This window comes from Streptomyces sp. HUAS 15-9 (assembly GCF_025642155.1).
GTDB lineage: Bacteria > Actinomycetota > Actinomycetes > Streptomycetales > Streptomycetaceae > Streptomyces.
On record NZ_CP106798.1, the window covers coordinates 5,253,245 to 5,276,845 of the forward strand.

Annotated in this window: 14 protein-coding genes and 1 pseudogene; 10 read left to right on the top strand and 5 right to left on the bottom strand. The window is 71.4% G+C overall.

What is annotated here, in order from left to right:
- Window positions 1-85 precede the first annotated feature (85 nt).
- On the top strand, window positions 86-1,792 hold the full coding sequence (locus N8I87_RS24375; protein WP_263211727.1) for a glycerol-3-phosphate dehydrogenase/oxidase: 1,707 nt from the start codon (window positions 86-88) through the stop codon (window positions 1,790-1,792).
- A gap of 74 nt (window positions 1,793-1,866) precedes the next feature.
- Here N8I87_RS24375 and N8I87_RS24380 read toward each other — a convergent pair whose 3' ends face one another.
- On the bottom strand, window positions 1,867-2,928 hold the full coding sequence (locus N8I87_RS24380) for a serine hydrolase domain-containing protein (RefSeq protein WP_263211728.1): 1,062 nt from the start codon (window positions 2,926-2,928) through the stop codon (window positions 1,867-1,869).
- 171 nt (window positions 2,929-3,099) lie between these two features.
- Here N8I87_RS24380 and N8I87_RS24385 point away from each other — a divergent pair, with 171 nt between their 5' ends.
- From N8I87_RS24385 to N8I87_RS24420, 8 genes and pseudogenes are all read left to right on the top strand, one after another.
- Window positions 3,100-5,169: a serine/threonine-protein kinase gene (locus tag N8I87_RS24385; protein WP_263211730.1), complete on the top strand. Its 2,070-nt coding sequence runs from the start codon at window positions 3,100-3,102 to the stop codon at window positions 5,167-5,169.
- Between the two features lie 171 nt (window positions 5,170-5,340).
- Window positions 5,341-8,102: pseudogene (locus tag N8I87_RS24390) on the top strand (serine/threonine kinase C-terminal domain-containing protein).
- A 143-nt stretch (window positions 8,103-8,245) separates the two neighbouring features.
- Window positions 8,246-10,012 carry a protein kinase domain-containing protein gene (locus N8I87_RS24395; protein ID WP_263211731.1) on the top strand — a complete coding sequence of 589 codons (1,767 nt, stop codon included), beginning with the start codon at window positions 8,246-8,248 and terminating at the stop codon, window positions 10,010-10,012.
- 58 nt (window positions 10,013-10,070) lie between these two features.
- Window positions 10,071-11,732 carry a serine/threonine-protein kinase gene (locus N8I87_RS24400; protein WP_263211733.1) on the top strand — a complete coding sequence of 554 codons (1,662 nt, stop codon included), beginning with the start codon at window positions 10,071-10,073 and terminating at the stop codon, window positions 11,730-11,732.
- Window positions 11,733-11,835: 103 nt separating this feature from the next.
- Window positions 11,836-13,422, top strand: coding sequence for a serine/threonine-protein kinase (locus N8I87_RS24405; protein WP_263211735.1), 1,587 nt, complete (start codon window positions 11,836-11,838; stop codon window positions 13,420-13,422).
- Window positions 13,423-13,542: 120 nt separating this feature from the next.
- The gene (locus N8I87_RS24410) at window positions 13,543-14,469 is read left to right on the top strand and encodes a serine/threonine-protein kinase (RefSeq protein ID WP_263211737.1); all 927 of its coding nucleotides are present in this window, start codon (window positions 13,543-13,545) and stop codon (window positions 14,467-14,469) included.
- 137 nt (window positions 14,470-14,606) lie between these two features.
- Window positions 14,607-16,232, top strand: a complete 1,626-nt coding sequence (locus N8I87_RS24415; RefSeq protein WP_263211739.1) for a succinic semialdehyde dehydrogenase — start codon at window positions 14,607-14,609, stop codon at window positions 16,230-16,232.
- An 80-nt stretch (window positions 16,233-16,312) separates the two neighbouring features.
- The gene (locus N8I87_RS24420) at window positions 16,313-18,115 is read left to right on the top strand and encodes a GMC family oxidoreductase N-terminal domain-containing protein (RefSeq protein WP_263211741.1); all 1,803 of its coding nucleotides are present in this window, start codon (window positions 16,313-16,315) and stop codon (window positions 18,113-18,115) included.
- Between the two features lie 92 nt (window positions 18,116-18,207).
- On the opposite strand, the gene N8I87_RS24425 is transcribed toward N8I87_RS24420, so the two are convergent.
- Together N8I87_RS24425 and N8I87_RS24430 are read right to left on the bottom strand one after the other, a co-directional pair.
- Window positions 18,208-19,212, bottom strand: coding sequence for an LAETG motif-containing sortase-dependent surface protein (locus tag N8I87_RS24425; protein ID WP_263211743.1), 1,005 nt, complete (start codon window positions 19,210-19,212; stop codon window positions 18,208-18,210).
- An 830-nt stretch (window positions 19,213-20,042) separates the two neighbouring features.
- The gene (locus N8I87_RS24430; protein ID WP_263211744.1) at window positions 20,043-20,330 is read right to left on the bottom strand and encodes a chorismate mutase; all 288 of its coding nucleotides are present in this window, start codon (window positions 20,328-20,330) and stop codon (window positions 20,043-20,045) included.
- Window positions 20,331-20,655: 325 nt separating this feature from the next.
- Between N8I87_RS24430 and guaA the strand changes: the two genes are divergently transcribed.
- Complete coding sequence (guaA, locus tag N8I87_RS24435) at window positions 20,656-22,236, top strand: glutamine-hydrolyzing GMP synthase (protein ID WP_263211746.1); 1,581 nt, start codon at window positions 20,656-20,658, stop codon at window positions 22,234-22,236.
- 18 nt (window positions 22,237-22,254) lie between these two features.
- Here the strand turns inward: guaA and N8I87_RS24440 are convergent, their stop codons facing one another.
- Together N8I87_RS24440 and N8I87_RS24445 are read right to left on the bottom strand one after the other, a co-directional pair.
- Window positions 22,255-22,740 carry a pyridoxamine 5'-phosphate oxidase family protein gene (locus N8I87_RS24440; RefSeq protein WP_263211748.1) on the bottom strand — a complete coding sequence of 162 codons (486 nt, stop codon included), beginning with the start codon at window positions 22,738-22,740 and terminating at the stop codon, window positions 22,255-22,257.
- Window positions 22,741-22,819: 79 nt separating this feature from the next.
- Entirely contained in the window at window positions 22,820-23,446 is a 627-nt protein-coding gene (locus tag N8I87_RS24445; protein WP_263211750.1) for a hypothetical protein, read from the bottom strand.
- Window positions 23,447-23,601 lie beyond the last annotated feature (155 nt).

Genomic DNA, 23,601 nt, shown 5'->3' on the forward strand with positions numbered 1-23,601 from the left:
AGAATTTGGGCAGGAGGAGACGGACCGGGCTTCGCCCACCGGGTGCGGCCGACGCGACCGATGTGATCGACAGCGGGAGGCAGCGGTGAGGACAGCGACACTGGGGCCGGCACAGCGCGCCGAGTCACTGGCGGCCATGGCCGAGCGTGAGCTGGACGTACTGGTCGTGGGCGGTGGAGTCGTCGGCTCCGGCACCGCGCTGGACGCGGTGACCCGCGGTCTGTCCACGGGACTGGTCGAGGCCCGTGACTGGGCGTCGGGCACGTCCAGCAGGTCCAGCAAGCTGATCCACGGCGGCCTGCGCTATCTGGAGATGCTCGACTTCGCCCTGGTCCGCGAGGCACTGAAGGAACGCGGACTGCTGCTGGAGCGGCTCGCCCCCCACCTGGTCAAGCCCGTGCCGTTCCTGTACCCGCTCCAGCACAAGGGCTGGGAGCGTCTGTACGCCGGATCGGGCGTCGCGCTCTACGACACCATGTCGATGGCCCGAGGTCACGGCCGCGGCCTGCCGATGCACCGCCACCTGAGCCGCCGTCACGCCCTGCGCGTCGCCCCCGCCCTGCGCAAGGACGCCCTGGTCGGCGCACTGCAGTACTACGACGCGCAGATGGACGACGCCCGCTATGTGGCGACGCTGGTGCGCACGGCGGTGTCGTACGGCGCGAAGGCGGCCAACCGCGCGCGCGTGACCGCCTTCCTGCGCGAGGGTGAACGGGTCGTCGGAGCCCGGGTGCAGGACGTGGAGGGCGGCGGCGAGTACGAGATCCGCGCCAAGCAGATCGTCAACGCCACCGGCGTGTGGACCGACGACACCCAGGCGATGGTGGGCGAGCGGGGACAGTTCCACGTCCGCGCCTCCAAGGGCATCCACCTGGTCGTGCCCAAGGACCGCATCCACTCCACGAGCGGTCTGATCCTGCGCACCGAGAAGTCCGTCCTGTTCGTCATCCCGTGGGGCCGCCACTGGATCGTCGGTACCACCGACACCGACTGGGACCTCGACAAGGCGCACCCCGCCGCGTCCAGCGCCGACATCGACTACCTGCTGGAACACGTCAACTCGGCCCTCGCGGTGCCGCTCTCGCGCGACGACGTCCAGGGTGTCTACGCCGGACTGCGCCCGCTGCTGGCGGGCGAGTCCGACGCCACGAGCAAGCTGTCGCGCGAGCACACCGTGGCGCATCCGGCGCCGGGGCTGGTGGTCGTCGCGGGCGGCAAGTACACGACGTACCGGGTCATGGCCAAGGACGCTGTCGACGAGGCGGTGCACGGTCTCGACATGCGGGTCGCCGAATGCGTCACCGAGGACATTCCGCTGCTGGGCGCCGAGGGCTACCGGGCGCTGTGGAACGCGCGGGCGCGGATCGCCGCGCGCACCGGGCTGCACGTCGTGCGGGTGGAGCACCTGCTGAACCGGTACGGCTCGATGGCGGAGGAGGTCCTCGACCTCATCGCCGCCGACCCCTCCCTGGGCGAACCGCTGCAGGCGGCCGACGACTATCTGCGCGCCGAGGTCGTCTACGCGGCGTCGCACGAGGGCGCCCGGCACCTGGACGACGTGCTGACCCGCCGCACCCGCATCTCCATCGAGACCTTCGACCGGGGCACCCGCAGTGCCCGCGAGGCCGCAGAGCTCATGGCGCCCGTTCTCGGCTGGGACAAGGACCAGATCGGGCGCGAGGTGGAGCACTACGAGAAGCGGGTGGAGGCCGAGCGGGAGTCGCAGCTCCAGCCGGACGACCAGACGGCGGACGCGGCGCGGCTGGGGGCGCCGGACATCGTTCCGCTCTGAGCCGGCCCGGCGACTATCACCTATCACTCGAACGAGTGCCACGAGGCGGGATCTTCGTTCGGAACCCGCTCGTTCTACCGGGTGCGGGGGCAGAACTCGGCCGCGAGCAGCGCGGGTTCGAGGTTCGGGTTCGCCATCGTGTCCGTGTTCACGCGGAAGGTGAGGACACGGCGTCCGTCGACGGTGGCCGCGGTGCGCACATAGCTGCCGGAGATACGGCCGTTGTGTCCCCACACCGTGGTGCCGCACGGGAGCTTCGTCGGGAATATCCCCGAACCGTACGAGCCGTGTGCGGTGCGGGTGTTGAGCATCTCGCGCAGCAGGCGCGGGGGCAGTAGCTCGCCGTCCAGCAGGGCCGCGTAGAAGCGGTCCAGGTCGTCGAGCGTGGTCACCAGCTCGCCCGCCGCGCCGGCCACGCGCGGGTCGAGATCGGTGACGTCGGACCCGTTCGCCGTGTGGGCGCGGCCGTGCGGGGAGGGGAGTGTGGTGCGGGATCCGGGAAAGGAGGTGCCCGTCAGACCCAGGGGAGCGATGATGCGCCGCTCGGCCTCGGCGGCGTAGGAGTGGCCGGTGACCTGTCGGACGACCATGCCGAGCAGGACGTAGTTGGTGCTGGAGTAGGAGAAGCGGCCCGAACGGGCCGGAGGGAGGGTGAGTGCGATGGTCACGGCCTGAAGCGGGGTCAGGGGGACGGTGCCTCTGGTGACCGCGGTGAAGTCGGCGAGACCGCTGGTGTGGGTGAGCAGTGCACGCAGGGTGATGCGCCGTCCGTCGGCGTGTGCTCCGCGCACCACGCCCGGCAGATACCGCTCAACGGTGTCGGACAGGGACAGCCGGTGTTCGGCGGCGAGTTGCAGGACGACCGTGGCGACGAAGGTCTTGGTGATGCTGCCGGCCCGGAAGTGGTCCGCGCGGGCGATGTCCCGGCCCGCCTGCGCGTAGTGGGAGGAGGGCGCGTCGCCGGAGCCGTCCTCGTCGCGGGACAGCAGGGCCGCGGCGGGTGCCCTGCCCCGGGTGACGAACAGCGGGAGGATCGCGTCGGCCGCCTCGGCCCGGGTCGCGGTACAGACCACGAGAGGGCCGACGAGGAGGGCCAGGGACGCCGATATGGCCGACAGTGTCCGAAGTGGCGGCATCTCGTCTCCTCCCTTGTCGTGGCCATCATCCACCGGAGCCGGAATGCTTGCTTCAATGAGTCCCCAGGTACGTGGGACCGTCGACGGGGTGACCGGCACCCTGGGGCATTGACCACTTGTCGGGTGAGGGACAATGGAGGCTCTGTCAGGGCGGGTTGCATGAGGGGACGCATGTCGGAGGCGGAGCGGGCGGGGACATCTCGTCAGGACACTCGTCAGGACAAGAGCGAGCGTCTTCTCGCCGGGCGGTACCGGCTGGGAGATGTGCTCGGCCGCGGCGGCATGGGCACGGTGTGGCGCGCCGAGGACGAGACCCTCGGCCGGACGGTCGCCGTCAAGGAACTGCGGTTCCCCTCGAACATCGACGAGGAGGAGAAGCGGCGCCTGATCACGCGCACCCTGCGCGAGGCCAAGGCGATCGCCCGGATCCGCAACAACAGCGCGGTGACGGTCTTCGACGTGGTCGAGGAGGACGACCGGCCCTGGATCGTGATGGAGCTCGTCGAGGGCAAGTCCCTTGCCGAGGTAGTCCGGGAGGACGGCCTCCTGGAGCCCAGGCGTGCGGCCGAGGTCGGGCTCGCGATCCTCGACGTGCTGCGTTCCGCGCACCGCGAGGGCATCCTGCACCGTGACGTGAAGCCGTCCAATGTGCTGATCGCCGAGGACGGCCGGGTCGTGCTCACCGACTTCGGCATCGCGCAGGTCGAGGGCGACCCGTCCATCACCTCCACCGGCATGCTCGTCGGCGCCCCCTCCTACATCTCCCCGGAGCGGGCCCGGGGGCACAAGCCGGGACCGGCGGCGGACCTGTGGTCGCTGGGCGGCCTGCTGTACGCGTCGGTCGAGGGCGTGCCGCCCTATGACAAGGGGTCGGCGATCGCGACGCTGACCGCGGTGATGACCGAGCCGCTGGAGGAGCCCAAGAACGCGGGCCCGCTCAGGGACGTCATCTACGGTCTGCTCACCAAGGACCCGGCCAAGCGCCTCGACGACGCAGGCGCGCGGGCCCTGCTCAACATGGTGCTCAACCCGCCCGAGCCGGAGGCGATGGACGCGACGAGAGTCGTTCCGCTACCGGCCCAGCCCTCGGGCTCCGAGGGCAAGCGGGGCGAGGAGGCCGGGGAGAAGCTGCGCGGGGCGCTGCGTTCGGTGCGCAAGGCTGCCGGGGCGGCCACGTCGGCGGCCGCGGCACGGACGAAGAACAGCGGCGAGGGCGAGGGCGAGGGCGCGAACGCGTCGGGAGCCGCGGGGGCTTCGGCGCCCGGGAAGGCCGGGGGTGCCGGTTCCGCGGCGGCGGGTAAGGCGGGCAACAAGAGCGCGGGCGTCGCGGGTTCGGGCTCCGCGGGGTCGGTCTCGACGCCGGGCGCGGGGTCGGATGCCCGGGAGCGGGGTGCGCAGGGCGTCAATCCTACCGGTGGCAAGCAGAGTTCGGGGTGGCCCGTGGTGCCGCCGCCGGACCTGCCGCCGCGGCCGGTGCCCAGGGCGCCGCTCACCGACGTGGTGCCCAGGCGCACGCTGGTGATCATCGCGGTGGTGGTCGCGCTCGCGATCATCGGCACCGTGCTGGTGCTCATGTTCCCCGACGGTGACGGCGACAGCGGCTCCAAGGGGGCCAAGAGCGGCGGGGGTTCCAAGGTCACGGCGAGCGCCGACACCAAGAAGGACACGAAGGACAAGGACGACGGCACCCGCGCCGACGGCGACAGCTCGAACTCCGCGACGGCGGGGAACGCGACCACGGCCACGCCGAGCGGCGTCGGCTCCGCCGACTCCTCCGGCTCGGGCGGTTCCAAGGACGGCGGGAGCGCGCCGGTCGTCTCCACCCGCAAGAGCGGCCAGGGGTACTCGATAGGGCTGCCCAAGGGGTGGTCGTACCGGACCACCGACAGGGCCGGTGACCGTTACACAGGGCCGGACGGGCAGAAGCTGCTCGTCGCTTGGACAAGTACGCCCAAGAACGACCCGGTTGCGGACTGGAAGAAACAGGAGGGTGCCATGGTGCGTGCCCAGTACCAGAGGATCCGTATAGAGAAGGTCGACTACCGCGGCTGGAACACGGCCGACTGGGAGTTCACCTACGTCGAAGGTGGCACGAAGTTCCGCACCATAGACCGCGGGTTCGTGGTCAACGGCCACCTCGGCTATGCGCTGATGTACACCGCGAAGGCCTCGACGTGGGGCGACGAGACGCGCAAGGACACCTGGAAGACGCTCACGGGGTCCTTCCGACCCAAGTCCTGAGCCGAGCGGGCCCCGGGAGTCGGTTCGCGGCGGGAGAATCTCTCATCCCTCAATGTGAATTGCCAACGGCACGTATCGTGAGTGGTTGCGGACCGTACGCATCCAGCTGTGTGCGCGCAACGGGCCGCAAGGCGAACGGATTTGACCGACCGGGCGGCCGGGGGAGGCAACGTGGACGACTATGCGGGTCGGGTGCTCGCCGACCGCTACCGCCTGCCGCTGCCGCCCTCCGACGAGTACGAACTCACCGAGACCCGGGCCTTCGACACCTACAGCGGGCAGGAAGTCCTGGTACGGCAGGTGCCGTTGCCGGAGGTCGTCGAGGCGGAGGTGCTCGACGCGGACGGGCTGCCCGACGGTTTCACCGCGCGTGACCGTGCGTCACGGCGCCCGCCGACCGCGCGGGCGGCCACGCGCGGCCCACCGACCCGGCCGTGCGGCGCGCCCTGGAGGCCGCGCAGGCCGCGGCCGGCATCCCCGACCATCCGCGGCTCGACCAGGTCTTCGACGTGTTCGCCGAGGGCGGTTCGCTGTGGATAGTGAGCGAGTTGGTGTCCGCGCGCCCGCTGGCCGCGCTGCTGGCCGAGAAGCCGCTGACGCCGTACCGGGCGGCCGAGGTCGCCTCCGACGTCCTGATGGCGCTGCGGGTGCTGCACGCCCATGGCTGGGTGCACCGCAACATCACCGCCCGCACGGTCCTCGTCTGCGACGACGGCCGCGTGATGCTGACCGGCCTCGCGGTCGGCGCGGCGGAGGAGGCACTGTGCGGGTACGACCCGGTGCCGGTCCAGGAGGGTTTTCCGGCAGGGCAGGCGGAGCCGACGGGCGGCGCGGCGGCCGGACCCGCCGGAGGTGGCGGGCGTGGCGCCGGTGGTCCGGGTGCTTTTGCCGGTGCCCCCGGCCCCGGTGAGGTCGATCCCGAGGCGGCTCGGCGTGCCGCGATCCAGGCGCGGGCGGCCGGAGGGCTGCCCGAGACCGGGGCGGACGGTCCCGGCGCGGGCGGAGCTTTCGGAGAGCCCGCACGCCGGGCGTTGGAGAGCGGCGGGGACATCCGCGCGGCGCGGGCCGGGGCGATCGCCGCGTACCGCGCGGGCGCGCGGGCTGCCGCCCGGGTGCAGGAGGCCCAGAACGGGCGGGCCGCGCTGCCCGGGGCCCGTCAGCCCGCCGAGGGCGACACCGGCACAGCCTCCCAGGCCAATGGGGCGGCCCAGCCGCCGTACACCGCCGGGCAGGGCGAGGAGCAGAACCACCGCACCCACACGATGCCTCCCGGCCAGATCGCCGACCCCTACGGCGTCCACGCCGCCCCCTGGCACGGCGCAGTTCCCCGCACCACCCCCGGCGACGCAACCCCGGCGGTGGAGGGCGGACATCGGCCATCGGCCCTTCCTCCGGCCGAATCCGAGCCGGGAAGCCCCCTGGGAAGCCCCCCTGCCCCCGGGGCCGGTCAGGGCTCGGGCCCTGCCCCCGCCCTGGACGCCGACGGGCTGATTCCCGCGCCCGTACTTCCGCCGCAGCGGGGCCGTGTCCCCGGTTCCCGCCTCGGCACAGGCGGCGGTGTCCCGGCGCCCGCCGCCGACCCGGACGGACCGCCCCTCCCGGCCCCCGCCACCACCGACACACCGCGCCCACCTGCCCGCTGGGACGAACCGGCGGCCGCGGCTCCGCCCCGGCGTGGACCGGCCACCGCGCTCGCGGCCGAGCGGGCCCGGCAGGTGCGGATGACCGTCGTGGGGCCGGTCACCGAGCGATGGGCGCCGGAGCAGGCCGGTCCGGTGCACGAGAACTGGCAGCTGGCGGCGCCCATCGGGCCCGCGACCGACCTGTGGGCGCTCGGGGCGCTGCTCTTCCGGGCCGTACAGGGGCACGCTCCGTATCCGGAGGAGTCGACGGCCGAGCTGGTGCAACTCGTGTGCGCGGAACCGCCCGCCTTCGCGGAGGAGTGCGGGCCGCTCAGGCCGGTCGTCGAGTCGCTGCTGCGCCAGGACCCCACCGAGCGCCTGGACTTCGAGGAACTGCGCGGCTGGCTGCGGTCCCTGGTGCGGTCCGCGCCCGAGCCCGAGGCCGGCGCGCACGTCGTCGCCGCCCCGCCCGTCGATCCGAGCCGGCTGCCGATCGTGCGGCGGCGCGGCGAGCTGGTGCGCAGGCGGCGCGCCGGGCTGCCCGCGACCAGCCCGCACGGGCGGCACAAGCGGGCCAAGCAGGAGTCCGGGTCCCCGCGCCGACTCGGCCGCACCCTCCTCCTGCTGATCCTGCTCCTGCTGGCCGGTGCGGTCGCCTACGCCATGCTCTTCATGCCGAAGGCCGACAGCAGCGACGCGGCGAGCGGTGACCGCACGGGATCCGCCGGTCAGGCGAGCCAGGCGCCCGCGCCCAGCGACAAGCCGACGAACGGGCAGAGCGCGGGGACGCCGAGCGGCCCGTCGGCCTCCGAGTCGGCCCCCTCCACCGAGACCCAGACCACCACCGACCCGGACGTCGCCGACGGCTTCACCCTGCGCAAGGACCCCGAGGGCTTCCAGGTCGCCGTGGCCAAGGGCTGGGACCGCACGCCCAAGAACGGGCTGGGACAGGTGGTGTACGCGCACGGGGACTTCGAGCTCATCGTCGTACCGGGGCGGGACCGGGCTGCCAAGTACGGCAGTGATCCGATGACCTACCAGCGGGAGAAGGAGAACGAGCTCCAGCCCTACCGCGACTCCAGCTGGGCCACGGCCACCGGCCTCAGGACCATCCAGGTGGGCGACCGGACCATGGCGGAGGGGCAGTTCACCTGGACCGACGACCAGGGGCGCGACCTGTTCGTCCGCAACATCGCCATTCTCGTCGGCGGCCGCTACCACGTGGTGCAGGTCCGCGGTCCGGAGGCGCAACGGGACGAGGTGACGCGGCTGTACGAGCAGGCTTCGGCGACGTACAAGTACACCGGCTGAACCGTTCTGCGCTTTGGTTCCCTCATTTCACCAGAAGCGAAAACCGTCACAGTGCGGTTTCCTTGGGACCCCGCTTGTTCCATGCGGGCAGGCCGGTCCTTAGTCTGACCCTGTCAAGAGCATTGCGGGGCAACGTGAATCAGATGCAGGGCCTGCTCATCGCGGGCCGCTACCGGCTTGCCGAATCCATCGGCAGCGGCGGCATGGGCCGGGTGTGGCGCGCCCACGACGAGGTGCTGCACAGGGCGGTCGCCATCAAGGAGTTGACCGCCGCACTCTACGTCTCGGAGAGTGACCAGGCCGTCCTGCTCGCCCGCACCCGGGCCGAGGCCCGCGCGGCCGCGCGCATCAACCACTCCGCCGTCGTCACCGTGCACGACGTTCTCGAACACGACGGCCGCCCGTGGATCGTGATGGAGCTGGTCGAGGGCAACTCGCTGGCCGACGCGGTCAAGGAGCAGGGGCGGCTGGAGCCGCGCGAGGCCGCGCGCATCGGACTGTGGGTGCTGCGGGCGCTGCGCGCCGCGCACTCCGCCGGCGTTCTGCACCGCGACGTCAAGCCCGGCAATGTGCTGCTCGGCCAGGACGGCCGGGTCCTGCTCACCGACTTCGGCATCGCCCAGATCGAGGGCGACACCACCATCACCCGTACGGGAGAGGTCGTCGGCTCGGTCGACTACCTCGCCCCGGAGCGGGTACGCGGCCACGACCCGGGCCCGTCCTCCGACCTGTGGGCGCTGGGCGCCACGCTGTACACGGCGGTGGAGGGCCGCTCGCCGTTCCGCCGCACCTCGCCGCTGAGCACGATGCAGGCGGTCGTCGAGGAGGAGGCGGCCGACCTCCAGTACGGCGGCCCGCTCGGGCCCGTCATCACCGCCCTGCTCCGCAAGGATCCGGCCGAGCGGCCGGGTGCGGAGGAGACGGAGCAGATGCTCGCCGAGGCGGCGGAGGGCCGGCGGCCGAACTCGGCGCAGGTGTACGTGCCGACGCAGCACGACGGTTCACGTTCCGGCTCATGGGGTGAGTACGGGTCCGGCGCGGGGCCGCAGCACGGATCCGGCACGGGGTCGCCGTACGGGTCCGGAGTCGGATCGCCGTACGGATCGGGAGCCGGGTCGCCGTACGGGTCCGGTGCGGGATCGCCGCACGGATCAGGGACGTCACCCCAGTACGGGCCGGGCACGGCCACTCCCGGCTTCGGGCCTACCGGGCCGACGGCGATCGACTCGGCTGCCACGCCCGTCCCGGCGGCGGCCCCCGCCCGCCCCCGGCGCCGCCTCCGTACGCTCGCCCTCGTCGTCGCCTTCGCCGCCGTGCTCGGCGCCGGGGCCGCCGTGGCGTACCAGCAGTTCGGCTCGGAGCGGGACACGGGTACCCACGCGTCCGAGACCACGCCGGCGCCGGCGGACACGGCCACCGGCACCCCGGGCCCCGACGGCGCCATCTGGACGACGCGCAAGGACCCGTGGGGCTTCGAGCTCTCCCTGCCGAAGAACTGGAAGCGCACGGTGTACGAGGTCAAGGGCGACCTCAGACAGGTCGACTACACGCCCGACAACGGCCTGCACTTCCTCCGCATCGCCATCGACACCTCACCGGACTTCGCCGACCCGTACCGACACCAGCAGGACCTGGAACAGCAGCTCCAGCGGCTGGTCGGCTACAAGCGGGTGACCCTGGAGGAGACCACCTACCGCGACCGCAAGGCCTCGCTGTGGGAGTACACCTGGGACGCGCTGAAGAAGGACCCGCCGCACGTGGCCGGGCCGCGCCGCGCGATCGACGAGTCGTACATCTCCCGCGAGGGAGTGGAGTACGCGATCTACATGTCCTCCCCCGCGGAGGACTGGGACACGGCGAGCAAGCAGTTCAAGTGGGTGCTGCAGAGCTGGCAGCCCGACGCGTCCTGACCGGCTTGGCCGGACGGCGACCCGGAGCGGAGCCGTCCGGTGCGGCATGATGGGGCCCATGGGGACCGAGGGGGACGACTTCCGTGTGATTGCGGGCCGTTACCGTCTGGAGGCCCGCATCGGGCGCGGCGGGATGGGTGTCGTATGGCGGGCGACCGACCAGCTGCTGGGCCGGCAGGTGGCGGTCAAGGAGCTCGCCCAGGACGACTCCCTCTCGGAGGACGACGCCCGACGGGACCGTGACCGCACCCTCCGCGAGGCCCGCGCGGTGGCCCAGTTGCGCCACTCGCACATCATCGTGGTGCACGACGTCGTCGAGGACGACGAGCGGCCGTACATCGTCATGGAGCTGATCGACGGCGGATCGCTCGCCGACCGCATCTCGGCGCACGGACCGGTCGACGCCGCCGAGGCCGCCCGGATCGGCATCGACCTGCTGAGCGCGCTGCGCACCGCGCACGAGGCCGGGGTACTGCACCGGGACATCAAGCCCGCGAACGTCCTGGTCGAGTCCGGCACCGACCGGGTCGTCCTCACCGACTTCGGTATCGCCCAGGTCGCGGGCGCCACCACCCTCACCGAGACCGGTTCCTTCGTGGGCTCGCCCGAGTACACCGCGCCCGAGCGGATGTCCGGGGTGAGGACCGGGCCGGAGTCCGACCTGTGGTCGCTCGGCGCGCTGCTGTGCACGGTGCTGAGCGGCGAATCGCCGTTCCGGCGCGACTCGCTCGGCGGCATCCTGCACGCCGTCGTCGCCGCCGAGATCCGCCCGCCCGCGCAGGCCGAGCCGCTGCTGCCCGTCGTACAGGGGCTGCTGGAGCGCGATCCGGACCGGCGGCTGGACGCGGCGGAGGCGGAGCGGATGCTGCGGGCGTTCCTGGAGACGGGGCGTACGCCCGCGAGCACGTCCGGCAAGAGCCGTACGCCCAGGCTCGGCTCGGGCCGCACACCGAGACCGCAGGTCCCCTACACGCCGACCCAGCGCGATGTGCCCCGCCCGGAGCCGACGCCGCCCGGGGCGGATCCGCAGGCCAGGCAGTCCACGCGGGGCGTGCTGCTGGCGGCGCTGCTCGTCGCCGCGATGGCGGGGGCGGGCGTGTCCGCGGCGGCCCTGCTGATGAAGGGGGGCGGCGGGGACGGCGGCGGTGTGCCGACGAGTTCGGCGTCGCACACGTCCGCGACCGCCCCGACGCCTTCCGCGGTCACCCCCACGGTCACCGTGACCGGCTCCCCGTCCGGCAGCGCGTCCCTGTCCCCCAGCGCGGCCGACACCCGTACGGCGCCCTCGGGTTACCGCATCGCCGAGGACCCGGGCGGGTTCTCCGTCGCCGTACCCGAGGGGTTCACGCGCAAGCCGCAGGGCGAGCGCATCTTCTACATGTCGCCGGGGGAGACCTTCCGCCTCGGCATCAAGGTGTCCGACCCCGAAACGGGCGGCCCGTCGGCCGTGATGCACCGGGCGGCCGCCGAGGGCCCGAGCACGAACCCCGGCTACCACGACGGCCGGGTCACCCGGACCACGCACAACGGACACCCCGCCGCACTCTGGGAGTTCAGCTGGAACGGCTTCAGCGCGGCGGAGGGGCCCCGGCACACCTACGACCTGTGCTGGGAGGAGGCCGGGCAGTTGTACGACGTGTGGGTGTCGGCGCCGGTCGGCAAGGTGCGGGAGGCGCGGGAGTACTTCGACGTCGCGGTGGACACGTTCGTACGGTCCTGAAACGGCCGGGAACGGGATATTCCCGGCAGCCTGGGTCACGGGTCTGTGACCGGTTTGCGTCAGCTGTGGAAGCGCCGGCGCGTGGCGCGATATGGATGGAGCCATGAGAGGCAACGGGGGAGCCCGCCAAGAGGCCGATGAGCCGACGAGTTTCGGTCTGCAACCGCCGAACCCGCCCGCGCACCTGCCCCACCCGGGCAATCCGTACGCGGAGCGGCTGATCGCCGGTCGGTACCGGCTGCTCGCCAAGCTGGGCCATGGCGGAATGGGCACGGTGTGGCGGGCCAAGGACGAGACGGTGGACCGCGAGGTCGCGGTGAAGGAGCCGCGCGTACCGGACCATCTTCCCGAGCGTGAACGTGCCAACGCCTATGAGCGAATGCGCCGCGAGGCACGTGCGGCGGCCCGGCTGGACCATCCGGCGGTGGTGAATGTCCATGACGTGGCGATCGTGGACGGCAAGCCGTGGATCGTCATGGAACTGGTCCACGGGCGGTCGCTCGGCGACGCCCTCCAGGAGGGCACCCTCGACGCGCGCGAGGCGGCCCGGATCGGTCTGCAGGTGCTCGGCGCGCTGGAGGCGGCGCACGCGGCGGGCGTGCTGCACCGCGACGTCAAGCCGGACAACGTACTGCTCGGCCGGCACGACCGGGTCGTCCTCACCGACTTCGGCATCGCGCAGATCGAGGGCGAGACGAACCTGACGGACACGGGCGGCTTCGTGGGCTCGCCCGAGTACATCGCGCCGGAGCGGGTGCTGGGGCAGCGGCCCGGCCCGGCGAGCGACCTGTGGTCACTGGGCGTGGTCCTGTACGCGGCAACGGAAGGTGTCTCGCCCTTCCGGCGCAGCAACACCCCCGCCACCCTCCAGTCCGTCCTCAACGCCACGCCCGCGCCGCCCGCCTCCGCGCGGGGCCCGCTGGCCGAGGCCATCAACGGGCTCCTCCAGAAGGACCCGGCACACCGCCCGGACGCGGCCCGGATCCGCGCCCTGCTGGAGACGGCCGCGAACCCGTCCGCCCCGGAGCCCACCCGGGTCGTGCAGGTCACCGGGCCCGTCGCGCCTTCCCGCCGGCTCGGCCGCAAGGCGTGGCTCGGCGTCGGCGCGCTGGTCGTCGCGGCGGCGGTGGCCGGGTACCTGGTGCTCGCGGATCCCTTCGCGGGGCCGCTCCCCGACGGCTGGAAGAAGGCCGCGAGTCCCCGGCTGGGCGTGACGGTGGCGTTCCCCGACACGTACAAGGCGGGTCACCCGGCCAAGAACGACTCCGAGAAGGACTGGGTCACCTACACCGACGAGAGCGGCGCGATCTGGATCGAACTGCATCTGTCCAGGAAGTCCGACGACACCCTCCACGAGATCAAGAATTCCGCGCCGGCCCAGATGTACGCCGACAACGAGAAGTTCAAGAGTGACGGCATGTACACCGTTGGCATGCCCAAGGGGCCGAAGACGCACGTCGACGGTGACGCCAAGTACCACGGCAGGCAGGCGGCGATGAACACCGTCGTCTACACGACCGACGACAGCCAGAACCCGCGCCCGCGTGAACTGCAGATCTTCTACTACCGGACCAAGGCCGGGGACATGTACGAGCTCACCATCAGCTACCCGGGCAGGGGCGACTTCACCGCCCGGGGCCGGGAGGTGGCGAAGACGGCGATCGCGAACCTGGGGGTCGACCGGCTCTGACCGCGGCGGGGCCTCGACAGTGCTCGAACGGGCTGTGGGCGAGCGGGAGTTGGTGGTCCCCACGCGGCCGTCTGACCGCCCGCTTCGACAAGAGCGCGGTACGCACGGTACTCATGAGGCATGAGCGAAGACGGCGAACATGCGCCCGACGGACGCGAATCCGACGGGTTTCTGCTCGGCGGACGCTACCGGCTGATCGAGCGCATCGGCTCCGGCACGACGGGCACCGTGTGGCGGGCGCGCGACGAGGCGGGGGAACGGGACGTCGCCGTCAAGGAGTTCCGGCTCACCGGTGACCCGGAGGACGAGGACCACCGGCGGGGCGTCCACCGGCTGCACCACGAGGCGCGGGCCGCCTCCCGCGTCGACCACCCCGCAGCCCTCGCCATCCACGAGGTCGTGGTCGAGGACGGACTTCCCTGGATCGTCATGGAGTTGGTCCAGGGGGAGTCGCTCCGCACGGCCCTCGAACGCGGGCCCCTCGACCCCGCCGAGGCCGCCCGCGTCGGGCTCGCCGTGCTCGGCGCCCTGCGTGCCGCGCACGCCGTCGGCATCGTGCACCGTGACGTCAAGCCGGAGAACGTCCTCCTCGAATCCGGCACCGACCGCGTGGTCCTCACCGACTTCGGCATCGGCCACGGCCCCATCCCCGGCGACTCCCTCGGCTTCGTCGCCCCGGAGCAGTTGTCGGGGCGTGGCGCCGGGCCCGCCTCCGACCTCTGGTCCCTCGGCGCACTGCTCCACGCCGCGGTGGACCACGAGCACGAGCGCGCCGGATCGCTCTCGGCACTGCTCGCGCGGCTCCGGGCTCAGGCACCGGAGGAGCGGCCGGGAGCGGAGGAGGTGGCGGCGGTACTGGAGGTCATCGCCGGGGCGCCCTCGCCGACGCCGGCACCCGGGGTCGTACCCGAGCCGGAGCCGGAGCCCAAGCCGGAGTCCCTGCGCATACCGGCCCCCGTACCCGCGCCCGGAATGACACCCCCGCCCCGGCGCCCCCTCCTCACCGCCCTCGGCCTGCTCCTTCCCAAAAAACCGGGGACGGACTGAATCACCGGACGACCGTCGCCGCACAACCCCTGATCAGCGCATTTGCTGCCAGTGGTCACTGGCGGCATGTGAGCAGTCCGTGAATCCCCGTTACCGGCGGGTACCCAAAGTTTCCACTCCGGCATACCCTGCGCGTCATGACGGACTCGCAGGCCCCGGAACAGGCCACGGAAATCACTGGCACGAATCCCCTCGCCCCCGCCCCCGCGGGCGCCCGTACCGCCGCCGACGTGGTCACCCCGGAGCTGGTCGCCCAGCTCACCAAGGGCGTGGTCGGCTCCGGCCGTACCGCCAACCACACGCCCTTCACCGGCGAGAAGCTGGCCGATCTGCCCGAGTCCACCCCTGAGGACGTGGCCAAGGCCTTCGAGGCCGCCCGCGCCGCCCAGACCGTCTGGGCCCAGCGGCCGGTACGCGAGCGCGCGGCCGTCCTGCTGCGCTTTCACGACCTGATCCTCGAGCGGCAGGCGGAGGTGCTCGACCTCATCCAGCTGGAGACCGGCAAGGCCCGCCTCCACGCCCACGAGGAGGTCCAGGCCGTCGCCCTCGCCTCCCGGCACTACGGCCGCAAGGCGCCCGCCTACCTGGGGCCGAAGCGGCACACCGGTGCCATGCCGACCCTGACGAAGGTGACCGAGCTGCGCCACCCGCGCGGTGTCGTCGGCCAGATCGCCCCCTGGAACTACCCCCTCGAACTCTCCGTCGGCGATGCCCTGCCCGCCTTCGTCGCGGGCAACGCCGTCGTCATGAAGCCCGACACCGAGACCTGCCTGACGGCCCTGTGGGCCCGGGATCTGCTGATCGAGGCCGGCCTGCCCGCCGATGTCTTCCAGGTCGTGCTCGGCGAGGGCCCGGTCGTCGGCCCGGAGGTGGTCAAGCACGCCGACTACGTCTCCTTCACCGGCTCCACCCGCACCGGGCGCGAGGTCGCTCAGAGTGCCGCCGCCCGCCTGGTCGGGGTCTCCCTCGAACTCGGCGGCAAGAACGCCATGCTGGTCCTGGAGGACGCCGACATCGAGAAGGCGGCCGCCGGAGCGGTCCGCGCCTGCTTCGCCTCCGCCGGCCAGCTCTGCATCTCCATCGAGCGGCTCTACGTCCACGAGTCGATCGCCGACGCCTTCCTGGAGCGCTTCGCCGCCCGTACGAAGGCCATGCGGCTCGGCAGGTCGCTGGCCTACGGCGCCGACATGGGCTCGCTGGTCGGCGAGCGGCAGCTGGAGACCGTCAAGCGGCATGTCGAGGAGGCCGTCGCCAAGGGCGCCAGGCTGGTCGCCGGCGGCGTCGCCCGCCCCGACATCGGCCCGTACTTCTTCGAGCCGACCATCCTCGACGGCGTCGAGACCCCGATGGCCGTGTGCGCTGAGGAGACCTTCGGCCCGGTCGTCTCCATCTACCGCTTCAAGACCGACGACGAGGCGGTCGAGGCGGCCAACTCGACGCCGTACGGCCTCAATTCCTCGGTCTGGACGAAGGACGGCCGGCGCGGCCGCGAGGTCGCCTCCCGGCTGCGGACCGGCACCGTGAACGTCAACGAGGGCTATGCCCCGGCCTACGGCAGCGTCCAGTCGCCGATGGGCGGCATGAAGGACTCCGGCCTCGGCCGCCGACACGGCTCCGAGGGCATCCTCAAGTACACCGAGGCCCAGACCGTCGCCCAGCAGCGGCTGCTGCCGATGGCTCCGTCGCTGGGCATGGACGACGAGAAGTACGCGCGGTTCATGAGCCGGAGCCTCCGGCTGATGAAGGCGTTCCGCTTCCGCTAGACAGAACCCCGTTCCCACAGAACCCCGTTCCCACAGAACCCCGATCTCACAGAACCCGTTCTCGACGAGGAGAGCAGCACGTGTCGCAGGAGAAGTCTGTCCAGACCCGGGACGAGGACGGGTACGACTATGACGTCATCGTCGTGGGATCGGGGTTCGGCGGGTCCGTGACCGCCCTTCGCCTGACCGAGAAGGGCTACCGCGTCGGCGTCCTGGAGGCCGGCCGCCGCTTCACCCGCGACACCCTCCCGAAGAACTCGTGGGACCTGAAGAACTACCTCTGGGCCCCCAGGCTCGGCATGTACGGCATCCAGCGCATCCATCTGCTGGGCAATGTGATGGTGCTGGCGGGCGCCGGAGTGGGCGGCGGCTCGCTCAACTACGCCAACACCCTCTACGTACCGCCGAAGGCCTTCTTCGACGACCCGCAGTGGCGGGACATCACCGACTGGCAGGAGGAGCTGAAGCCGTACTACGACCAGGCGCGGCGCATGCTCGGCGTACGGATCAACCCGACCATGACCCCCTCCGACGTGCACCTGAAGGCGGCGGCGCAGCGGATGGGGGTCGGCGACACCTTCCACATGGCGCCGGTCGGGGTGTTCTTCGGGGACGGCGACGACGCCGACGGAAAGTCGCGGACGCGGCCGGGTCAGGAGGTCGCCGACCCGTACTTCGGCGGGGTGGGCCCGTCCCGCAAGGCCTGCACCGAGTGCGGCGAGTGCATGACCGGCTGCCGGCACGGCGCGAAGAACACCCTCAACGAGAACTACCTGCACCTCGCCGAGAAGGCGGGCGCGGCGGTCCACCCCATGACGACGGTCGTGTCCGTCACCGACGACTCCCGGGGCGGATACGCGGTCACGACCCTGCCGACGGACGAGAAGAAGAAGGGCAAGGGGCGCACCTTCACCGCGCGACGGGTCGTCATCGCGGCCGGCACCTACGGCACCCAGACGCTGCTGCACCGCATGAAGGCGAACGGACAGCTGCCCCACCTCTCCGGCCGGCTGGGCGATCTGACCCGCACCAACTCCGAGGCGCTGGTGGGCGCGCAGACCGACGACCGGCGCTACCGCAAGCTGCACGGCACGAAGGCCGACTTCACCCGGGGCGTGGCGATCACCTCCTCGATCCATCCGGACGAGGACACGCACATCGAGCCGGTCCGCTACGGCAAGGGCTCCAACGCGATGGGCGGCATGTCGATCCTCCAGGTCCCGTACGCCGAGGGCTCCTCGCGTGTCCTGGGCTGGCTGGCGAACGCGGCACGCCACCCGCTGCTGGTCGCCCGCTCCCTGTCCAACCGCCGCTGGTCGGAGCGGACCATCATCGGCCTGGTGATGCAGTCGCTGGACAACTCCCTGACGACGTATCTGAAGCCGAACGGCGTCGGCAAGGGCCTGCTCACCGCCCGCCAGGGCCATGGCGCGCCCAACCCGAAGCAGATCAGGGCGGCCTCGGAGGCGGCCTCCGCGCTGGCCACGGAGATCAACGGCTTCGCGGGCAGCAACGTCGGCGAGCTGATGGGCACCCCGCTGACCGCGCACTTCCTCGGCGGCTGTCCGATCGGCGCCTCACCCGAGACCGGTGTGATCGACCCGTACCACCGGCTGTACGGCCACCCTGGAATATCGGTGGTCGACGGCGCGGCGGTGTCGGCGAACCTGGGCGTCAACCCGTCGCTGACGATCACCGCACAGGCCGAGCGGGCGATGTCGTACTGGCCCAACAAGGGCGAGGCGGACCCGCGTCCGGCGCAGGGTGTGGCGTACGAACGTCTGAAGCCGGTGGAGCCGGCGAACCCGGTGGTCCCGGCGGACGCGTTCGGCGCACTGCGGCTGCCGTTCCTGGGGATGCCGACGGTACCGCCGAAGGAGTAGCCCACAGAGAAAAAAGGGACCTGCGCCCCCCTCCGAGCGCAGGTCCCTCTCTTGTCTTGTCCGTCCCCACCGGCTACGCGCCGGCGGATCGGTTACGCGCCGGCCGCGGTCTTCCGGCGGCGCACCACGAACACCGCGCCCGCACCGGCGACGACGGCGACACCGCCGACGAGGCCGAGCACCGGCAGCGCGGAGCTGGAGCCGGTCTCGGCGAGGTTGCCGGTCGGCAGGTCGGTGACGTCACCCTGCGGCTTCTTCGGCGAGTCCTTGCTGCCGTTGTCGCTCGGGGTGGCGTCGCCCGGGGCGGGGTTCGAGGAGCCGGCCTTCAGGACCTCGAAGTCGTACTGGGCCCAGCCCTCGGCGATGCAGTCCTGGCCCTTGACGTTGTCGAGGTAGGCGCCGGAGCCGAAGGAGTAGGCGTCACCGGCGGGGGCCTTGGCGTCGATGCTGACGCGCAGGTCGATCGACTGGCTCGCGCCGGACTTCAGCTTCTCCACGTAGAAGAAGTAGTCGCCGGCCCAGTCGTCGCTGCCGATGCGGTCCCAGGAGCCGTCCTCGGGGTTCTTGAACTCCAGGTCGACGTACGGGCTGAGGTACTTCGACTCGTCGAGCTCGTAGTTCTCGACCTCGGCGTAGAAGGCGACGCCCTTGACGTCGGCCTTGGAGTCGTTGGTGACGACGAGCTTGAAGTCGTGGAAGCCGTCACCCGCGACGATCTTGCCCGGCAGGCCCTTGATGTCGGCGGACACCTTGGCGTTCCCGAAGTTCTCGTCGAGGTCCTCGCAGAACGGCACGTCGGGGTCCGACGGGTCCTCGCTCGGTTCGGCCGTCTCGGAGGGCTCGGGCTCGGTGGACGCGCTCGCGCTGCCGCTCGGGGTCACCGAGGCGGACGCGCTGCTGCCCGGGGTCTCGGTGGAGGCAGGAGGCGTCTGGGTCTCGGGTGCGGACGCGGAGGCGGTGCCGCTCGGAATCTCGGTGGGCGCCTCGGACGTCACGGTCTCGGTGGGAGTGGGCGACGTGGACTCGTCCGCGAAAGCGGCGGGCGCGGACAGGAGGGCGAGCGGGGCGATGGCAGCCGTCGCGGCCGCTGCAGCCATGGCACGGCGAAGCTTCATGAAGACCTCGGGAGTCCGGCGTGCCGCCGTGTGCGGCACGGAGTGGAGGCGGGCTCCGCGTGTGGGGCGCGGGTGTGACCCTTGGTTTCTGCTGTGTGACCGTCTCTTACCGGTTTCTTTGATTCAGCAGGTTCGATCACTGAGGCGGGTGAAAGGTTGCGCGATCACTCACAGGATTCTTATATGGCCTGGATCACATGTGAGAGCGAAGAGGGTCACATGACACGGAAGTGGGCCGCGCGAGAGAACGCGGGCATGCGAAGGGCCCCGCGGGACTGAGCCGCGGGGCCCTTCTCCGTCAGCACCGACGTCAGGGCAGCGTCGGTGCCCGGGGAGCGGCGCCGGGGGGTTGCGCCGCTTGCTCTCTGTCGCCCTATCTGCCCTGTGCGCCTCGGTCGGCGCCCCGGCGCATTCGGGGCGCGCGGATGGTCTCGACCTCTGGCGGCCGGGCAGCGCATTGCAATGCGGTTGTGTGTCCGGGGACTTGGGGGGCTTTCTACGCATCGTGCTGGATGGACGCGGCCTCCGCAACCGTTTGACCCAGCCCTTGTGCATTTTTGCTTTTTCCGCCGGTCGGCCCCGGGCGTCCCCGGAGCCGACCGTTCTCTTGAATGACCGGGCTGCTGTCCCCTGCCGTCCGGTCACCTTCCTGAAGCGAGGTCCCACGACGTACGGCACGATCCGCACGTCTCATCGCTCCAGCGAGCCACGCGTGGTTCTTTCGGGCCCGCCCCTGGCTGGCACGGACACCGGGACCAACGAAGCGGTGCGCGGGCCGGTCACGCGCCGTACGGGTGAGTGCCGACCCGAACTCAGATACGACCACGGCACAGTTCGAGCAGGGTCATGGCGAGGGACGTCCCCGGCTTGCCCAGCGCCTCCCGGTAGTGGTCGAGGATCTCCATCTCACGGGAGAGGTTCACCCGGCGCCCGCCGGAGGTGATCCGGGCCTCCTGGATCACGGCGGACACCGCCATCCGTTCCTGGATCAGCCCGATGATCCGGTCGTCGAGCGTGTCGATGCGTTCACGCGCACCGGTGATCACATCGGCGGCCTCGGCGGTCCGGGCGCCGGTCTTCTCTGCGGGGGTGACGGTCATGTCGGGGGCTCCTCATCGGTTCGGACGCGGTGCCCCGGAACGGCAGGACCCGGAAAACGACAGGCGCCCCGGGCCTTGTCGGCCCGGGGCGCCTGGGAAGTCGCTCGGCGTTTCGCTCAAGCAGGACGACCATGGCAGCCGGCGGGCCGGTTGCCATAGGTAAAGAGGAAGGTCGTCTGAGTGAGCATGGGGGTCAGTATGCCACGCCGCACTCCTGATCTGTCGGGGGTCCGGGGGCGGACCCCCGGCGCACGGGACGCCCCCCACACCCACCCCGTTAGAATCGACAGCACAGACCCCCGCCCAAACCGCCGGAAGGCACCCCGTGTCATCAGCGACTCCCGCTGCCGCCACCCCCGACACCGTCCTGGTCGTCGACTTCGGCGCGCAGTACGCCCAGCTCATCGCCCGTCGTGTCCGCGAGGCGCGGGTCTACAGCGAGATCGTGCCGAGCACCATGCCGGTCGCGGAGATGCTCGCCAAGAAGCCCGCGGCGATCATCCTCTCCGGCGGCCCCTCGTCCGTGTACGAGGAGGGCGCCCCCGGCCTCGACCGCGCGCTCTTCGAGGCCGGTGTCCCCGTCTTCGGCATGTGCTACGGCTTCCAGCTGATGGCGCAGTCCCTCGGCGGCACGGTAGACAACTCCGGCGCCCGCGAGTACGGCCGTACGGACATGTACGTCTCCAGGACGTCCTCCACCCTCTTCGAGGGCACCCCTGCCGAGCAGCACGTGTGGATGTCCCACGGCGACGCCTGCTCCGCCGCCCCCGAGGGCTTCACCGTCACGGCGTCCACGGACGTCGTCCCGGTCGCGGCCTTCGAGAACGACGAGAAGAAGCTGTACGGCGTCCAGTACCACCCCGAGGTCATGCACTCCACGCACGGCCAGCAGGTCCTGGAGCACTTCCTCTACCGCGGCGCGGGCCTCACCCCGAACTGGACCACGGGCAATGTGATCGACGAGCAGGTCGCCCTGATCCGTGAGCAGGTCGGCGACAGGCGCGCCATCTGCGGTCTGTCCGGCGGTGTGGACTCCGCCGTCGCCGCCGCCCTGGTCCAGAAGGCCATCGGCTCCCAGCTGACCTGCGTGTACGTCGACCACGGCCTGATGCGCAAGGGCGAGACCGAGCAGGTCGAGAAGGACTTCGTGGCCGCGACCGGCGTGCAGCTGAAGGTCGTGGACGCCGAGGAGCGGTTCCTCACCGCCCTGAAGGGTGTCTCGGACCCCGAGGAGAAGCGGAAGATCATCGGCCGCGAGTTCATCCGCGTCTTCGAGCAGGCACAGGCCGAGATCATCGCCGACGAGGGCCCGGCCGTCGAGTTCCTCGTCCAGGGCACGCTCTACCCCGACGTGGTCGAGTCCGGTGGCGGCACCGGCACCGCCAACATCAAGTCCCACCACAACGTGGGCGGCCTCCCCGAGGACCTGGAGTTCAAGCTCATCGAGCCGCTCCGCAAGCTCTTCAAGGACGAGGTCCGGATGGTCGGCCAGGAGCTCGGCCTGCCCGAGGAGATCGTCCAGCGCCAGCCCTTCCCGGGCCCCGGCCTCGGTATCCGTATCGTCGGCGAGGTCACCAAGGAGCGCCTGGACCTGCTGCGCGAGGCCGACGCCATCGCCCGTGAGGAGCTGACCGCGGCCGGCCTCGACCGCGACATCTGGCAGTGCCCGGTGGTCCTGCTCGCGGACGTCCGCAGCGTCGGCGTCCAGGGCGACGGGCGCACCTACGGCCACCCGATCGTGCTGCGCCCGGTCTCCTCCGAGGACGCGATGACCGCCGACTGGTCGCGCCTGCCGTACGAGGTCCTCGCGCGTATCTCGACCCGCATCACCAACGAGGTCCGCGACGTCAACCGCGTCGTCCTCGACGTGACCTCGAAGCCGCCGGGCACCATCGAGTGGGAGTAGTCCTCCCGGCCTGGACGGTCAAGTCCGCTTGAGAGTGCGCACCGGCTCTCCGGGCTTCCAGACCTGGGCGACGAGGTACGTGTCGTCCTCGACGTAGGTACGTACGACCCCCGTCAACTCGGTGCGGAAGAGGTGGAACGGCTCCGGCGGTTCCACCTCTTCCCTGTACGCCCGCTTCACCTCCGGGTCCTCGACCTCGACCGCCCGGCCGGCGATCCGGATGTCCCCGCCGCCCATCGCGGTGTCCGGGCCCGGGTTCGCCTGAAGCGCGAACCGCGGGTCCCGGCGCAGGTCGAGGGCCTTGAGCGAGTCCGGCATCATGCCGAGCCACAGCTCACCGTTCAGGAAGCGGACCTCCAGGCCGGTGGTGCGCGGGGAGCCGTCCTTGCGGAGCGTGGCGAGGACGTGATGCGTGAAGGCACCGAAGCGCTCTTCCGTGATCTTCGCGAGTTCGGGTTCCGCCTCGGTGAAAGCCGCCCAGTTCACTGCCGTATGCGCTGTCATACGGCGAGTGTGGCGGTGATACCCGACATCCTCTGTCGGGTATCCGAGGTGTCTTGTCGGGTGTCCGAGGTGTCCGAGGTCATGCCGGGAACGGCACCGGCCGCACATACCGCTCCCGCCCGGCCTGGTCCCGCACCTGTGCGCACCCGGCCGCGGTGAGCCGCCCGGCCAGCTTCGCGCGGCGGACGGTGTTGACGCGCAGCGCGCCGAAGAGGAGCGCCGGCATCAGCACGGCGAGCGGCAGCAGTACGGCGTAGACGCCGGTGATCACCGCCATCAGCAGGAACAGGGCCCCGGAGCCCCAGCCCATCGCCAGCAGCTGCTTCCGGTTGCCGGCCTCGACCAGACCGTCGTACTTGATGAGGGCGCAGATCACGTCGACGTCCGCCTGGGCCTCCGGGACCGGGGTGAGCGAGTTGAGATACATGCCCGGCACCGGACCGCCCGCTCCCACCTGCGTGAACGTGGCCGCGTTCGTCGCCGCGCGCTGCTGGGCCCACGGCTCGGTGTCGCGTACGAGATGGATGTGCAGCACCTTGTGGCGGCCCACGAGGCGGACGCCGGCGTAGCGGAAGCCGAAGCACTCGGCGACGTACACGAGCGCGCCCATGGTCTTCAGCTCGGCGAAGGGATGGACCAGTTCGATGTGCTGCTGGGTCGCGAGCTGCCGCATGAGGCTGTTGAGATGGCGTTCGGCTTGGCTCATGGAGGGCTCCGGGTGACTGAAAACTGCTGCTGAACTTCGGGTTCCGCATCACAGACCCCTGAGCCTCCGGAACGGTTGCGGCGTCATCTTTACAGAACAGCTCTGTTCTCCTGCGCTGACCGACGGTAACTTCCGGCACGTAAAGCAAAACCCAG

What these genes read in the sequence shown, in the direction of transcription:
- N8I87_RS24380 (WP_263211728.1), bottom strand. Translation starts at nt 2,928, where the DNA reads ATGCCGCCACTTCGGACACTGTCGGCCATATCGGCGTCCCTGGCCCTC.
- N8I87_RS24385 (WP_263211730.1), top strand. Translation starts at nt 3,100, where the DNA reads ATGTCGGAGGCGGAGCGGGCGGGGACATCTCGTCAGGACACTCGTCAG.
- N8I87_RS24395 (WP_263211731.1), top strand. Translation starts at nt 8,246, where the DNA reads ATGCAGGGCCTGCTCATCGCGGGCCGCTACCGGCTTGCCGAATCCATC.
- N8I87_RS24400 (WP_263211733.1), top strand. Translation starts at nt 10,071, where the DNA reads ATGGGGACCGAGGGGGACGACTTCCGTGTGATTGCGGGCCGTTACCGT.
- N8I87_RS24405 (WP_263211735.1), top strand. Translation starts at nt 11,836, where the DNA reads ATGAGAGGCAACGGGGGAGCCCGCCAAGAGGCCGATGAGCCGACGAGT.
- N8I87_RS24410 (WP_263211737.1), top strand. Translation starts at nt 13,543, where the DNA reads ATGAGCGAAGACGGCGAACATGCGCCCGACGGACGCGAATCCGACGGG.
- N8I87_RS24415 (WP_263211739.1), top strand. Translation starts at nt 14,607, where the DNA reads ATGACGGACTCGCAGGCCCCGGAACAGGCCACGGAAATCACTGGCACG.
- N8I87_RS24425 (WP_263211743.1), bottom strand. Translation starts at nt 19,212, where the DNA reads ATGGCTGCAGCGGCCGCGACGGCTGCCATCGCCCCGCTCGCCCTCCTG.
- N8I87_RS24430 (WP_263211744.1), bottom strand. Translation starts at nt 20,330, where the DNA reads ATGACCGTCACCCCCGCAGAGAAGACCGGCGCCCGGACCGCCGAGGCC.
- N8I87_RS24440 (WP_263211748.1), bottom strand. Translation starts at nt 22,740, where the DNA reads ATGACAGCGCATACGGCAGTGAACTGGGCGGCTTTCACCGAGGCGGAA.
- N8I87_RS24445 (WP_263211750.1), bottom strand. Translation starts at nt 23,446, where the DNA reads ATGAGCCAAGCCGAACGCCATCTCAACAGCCTCATGCGGCAGCTCGCG.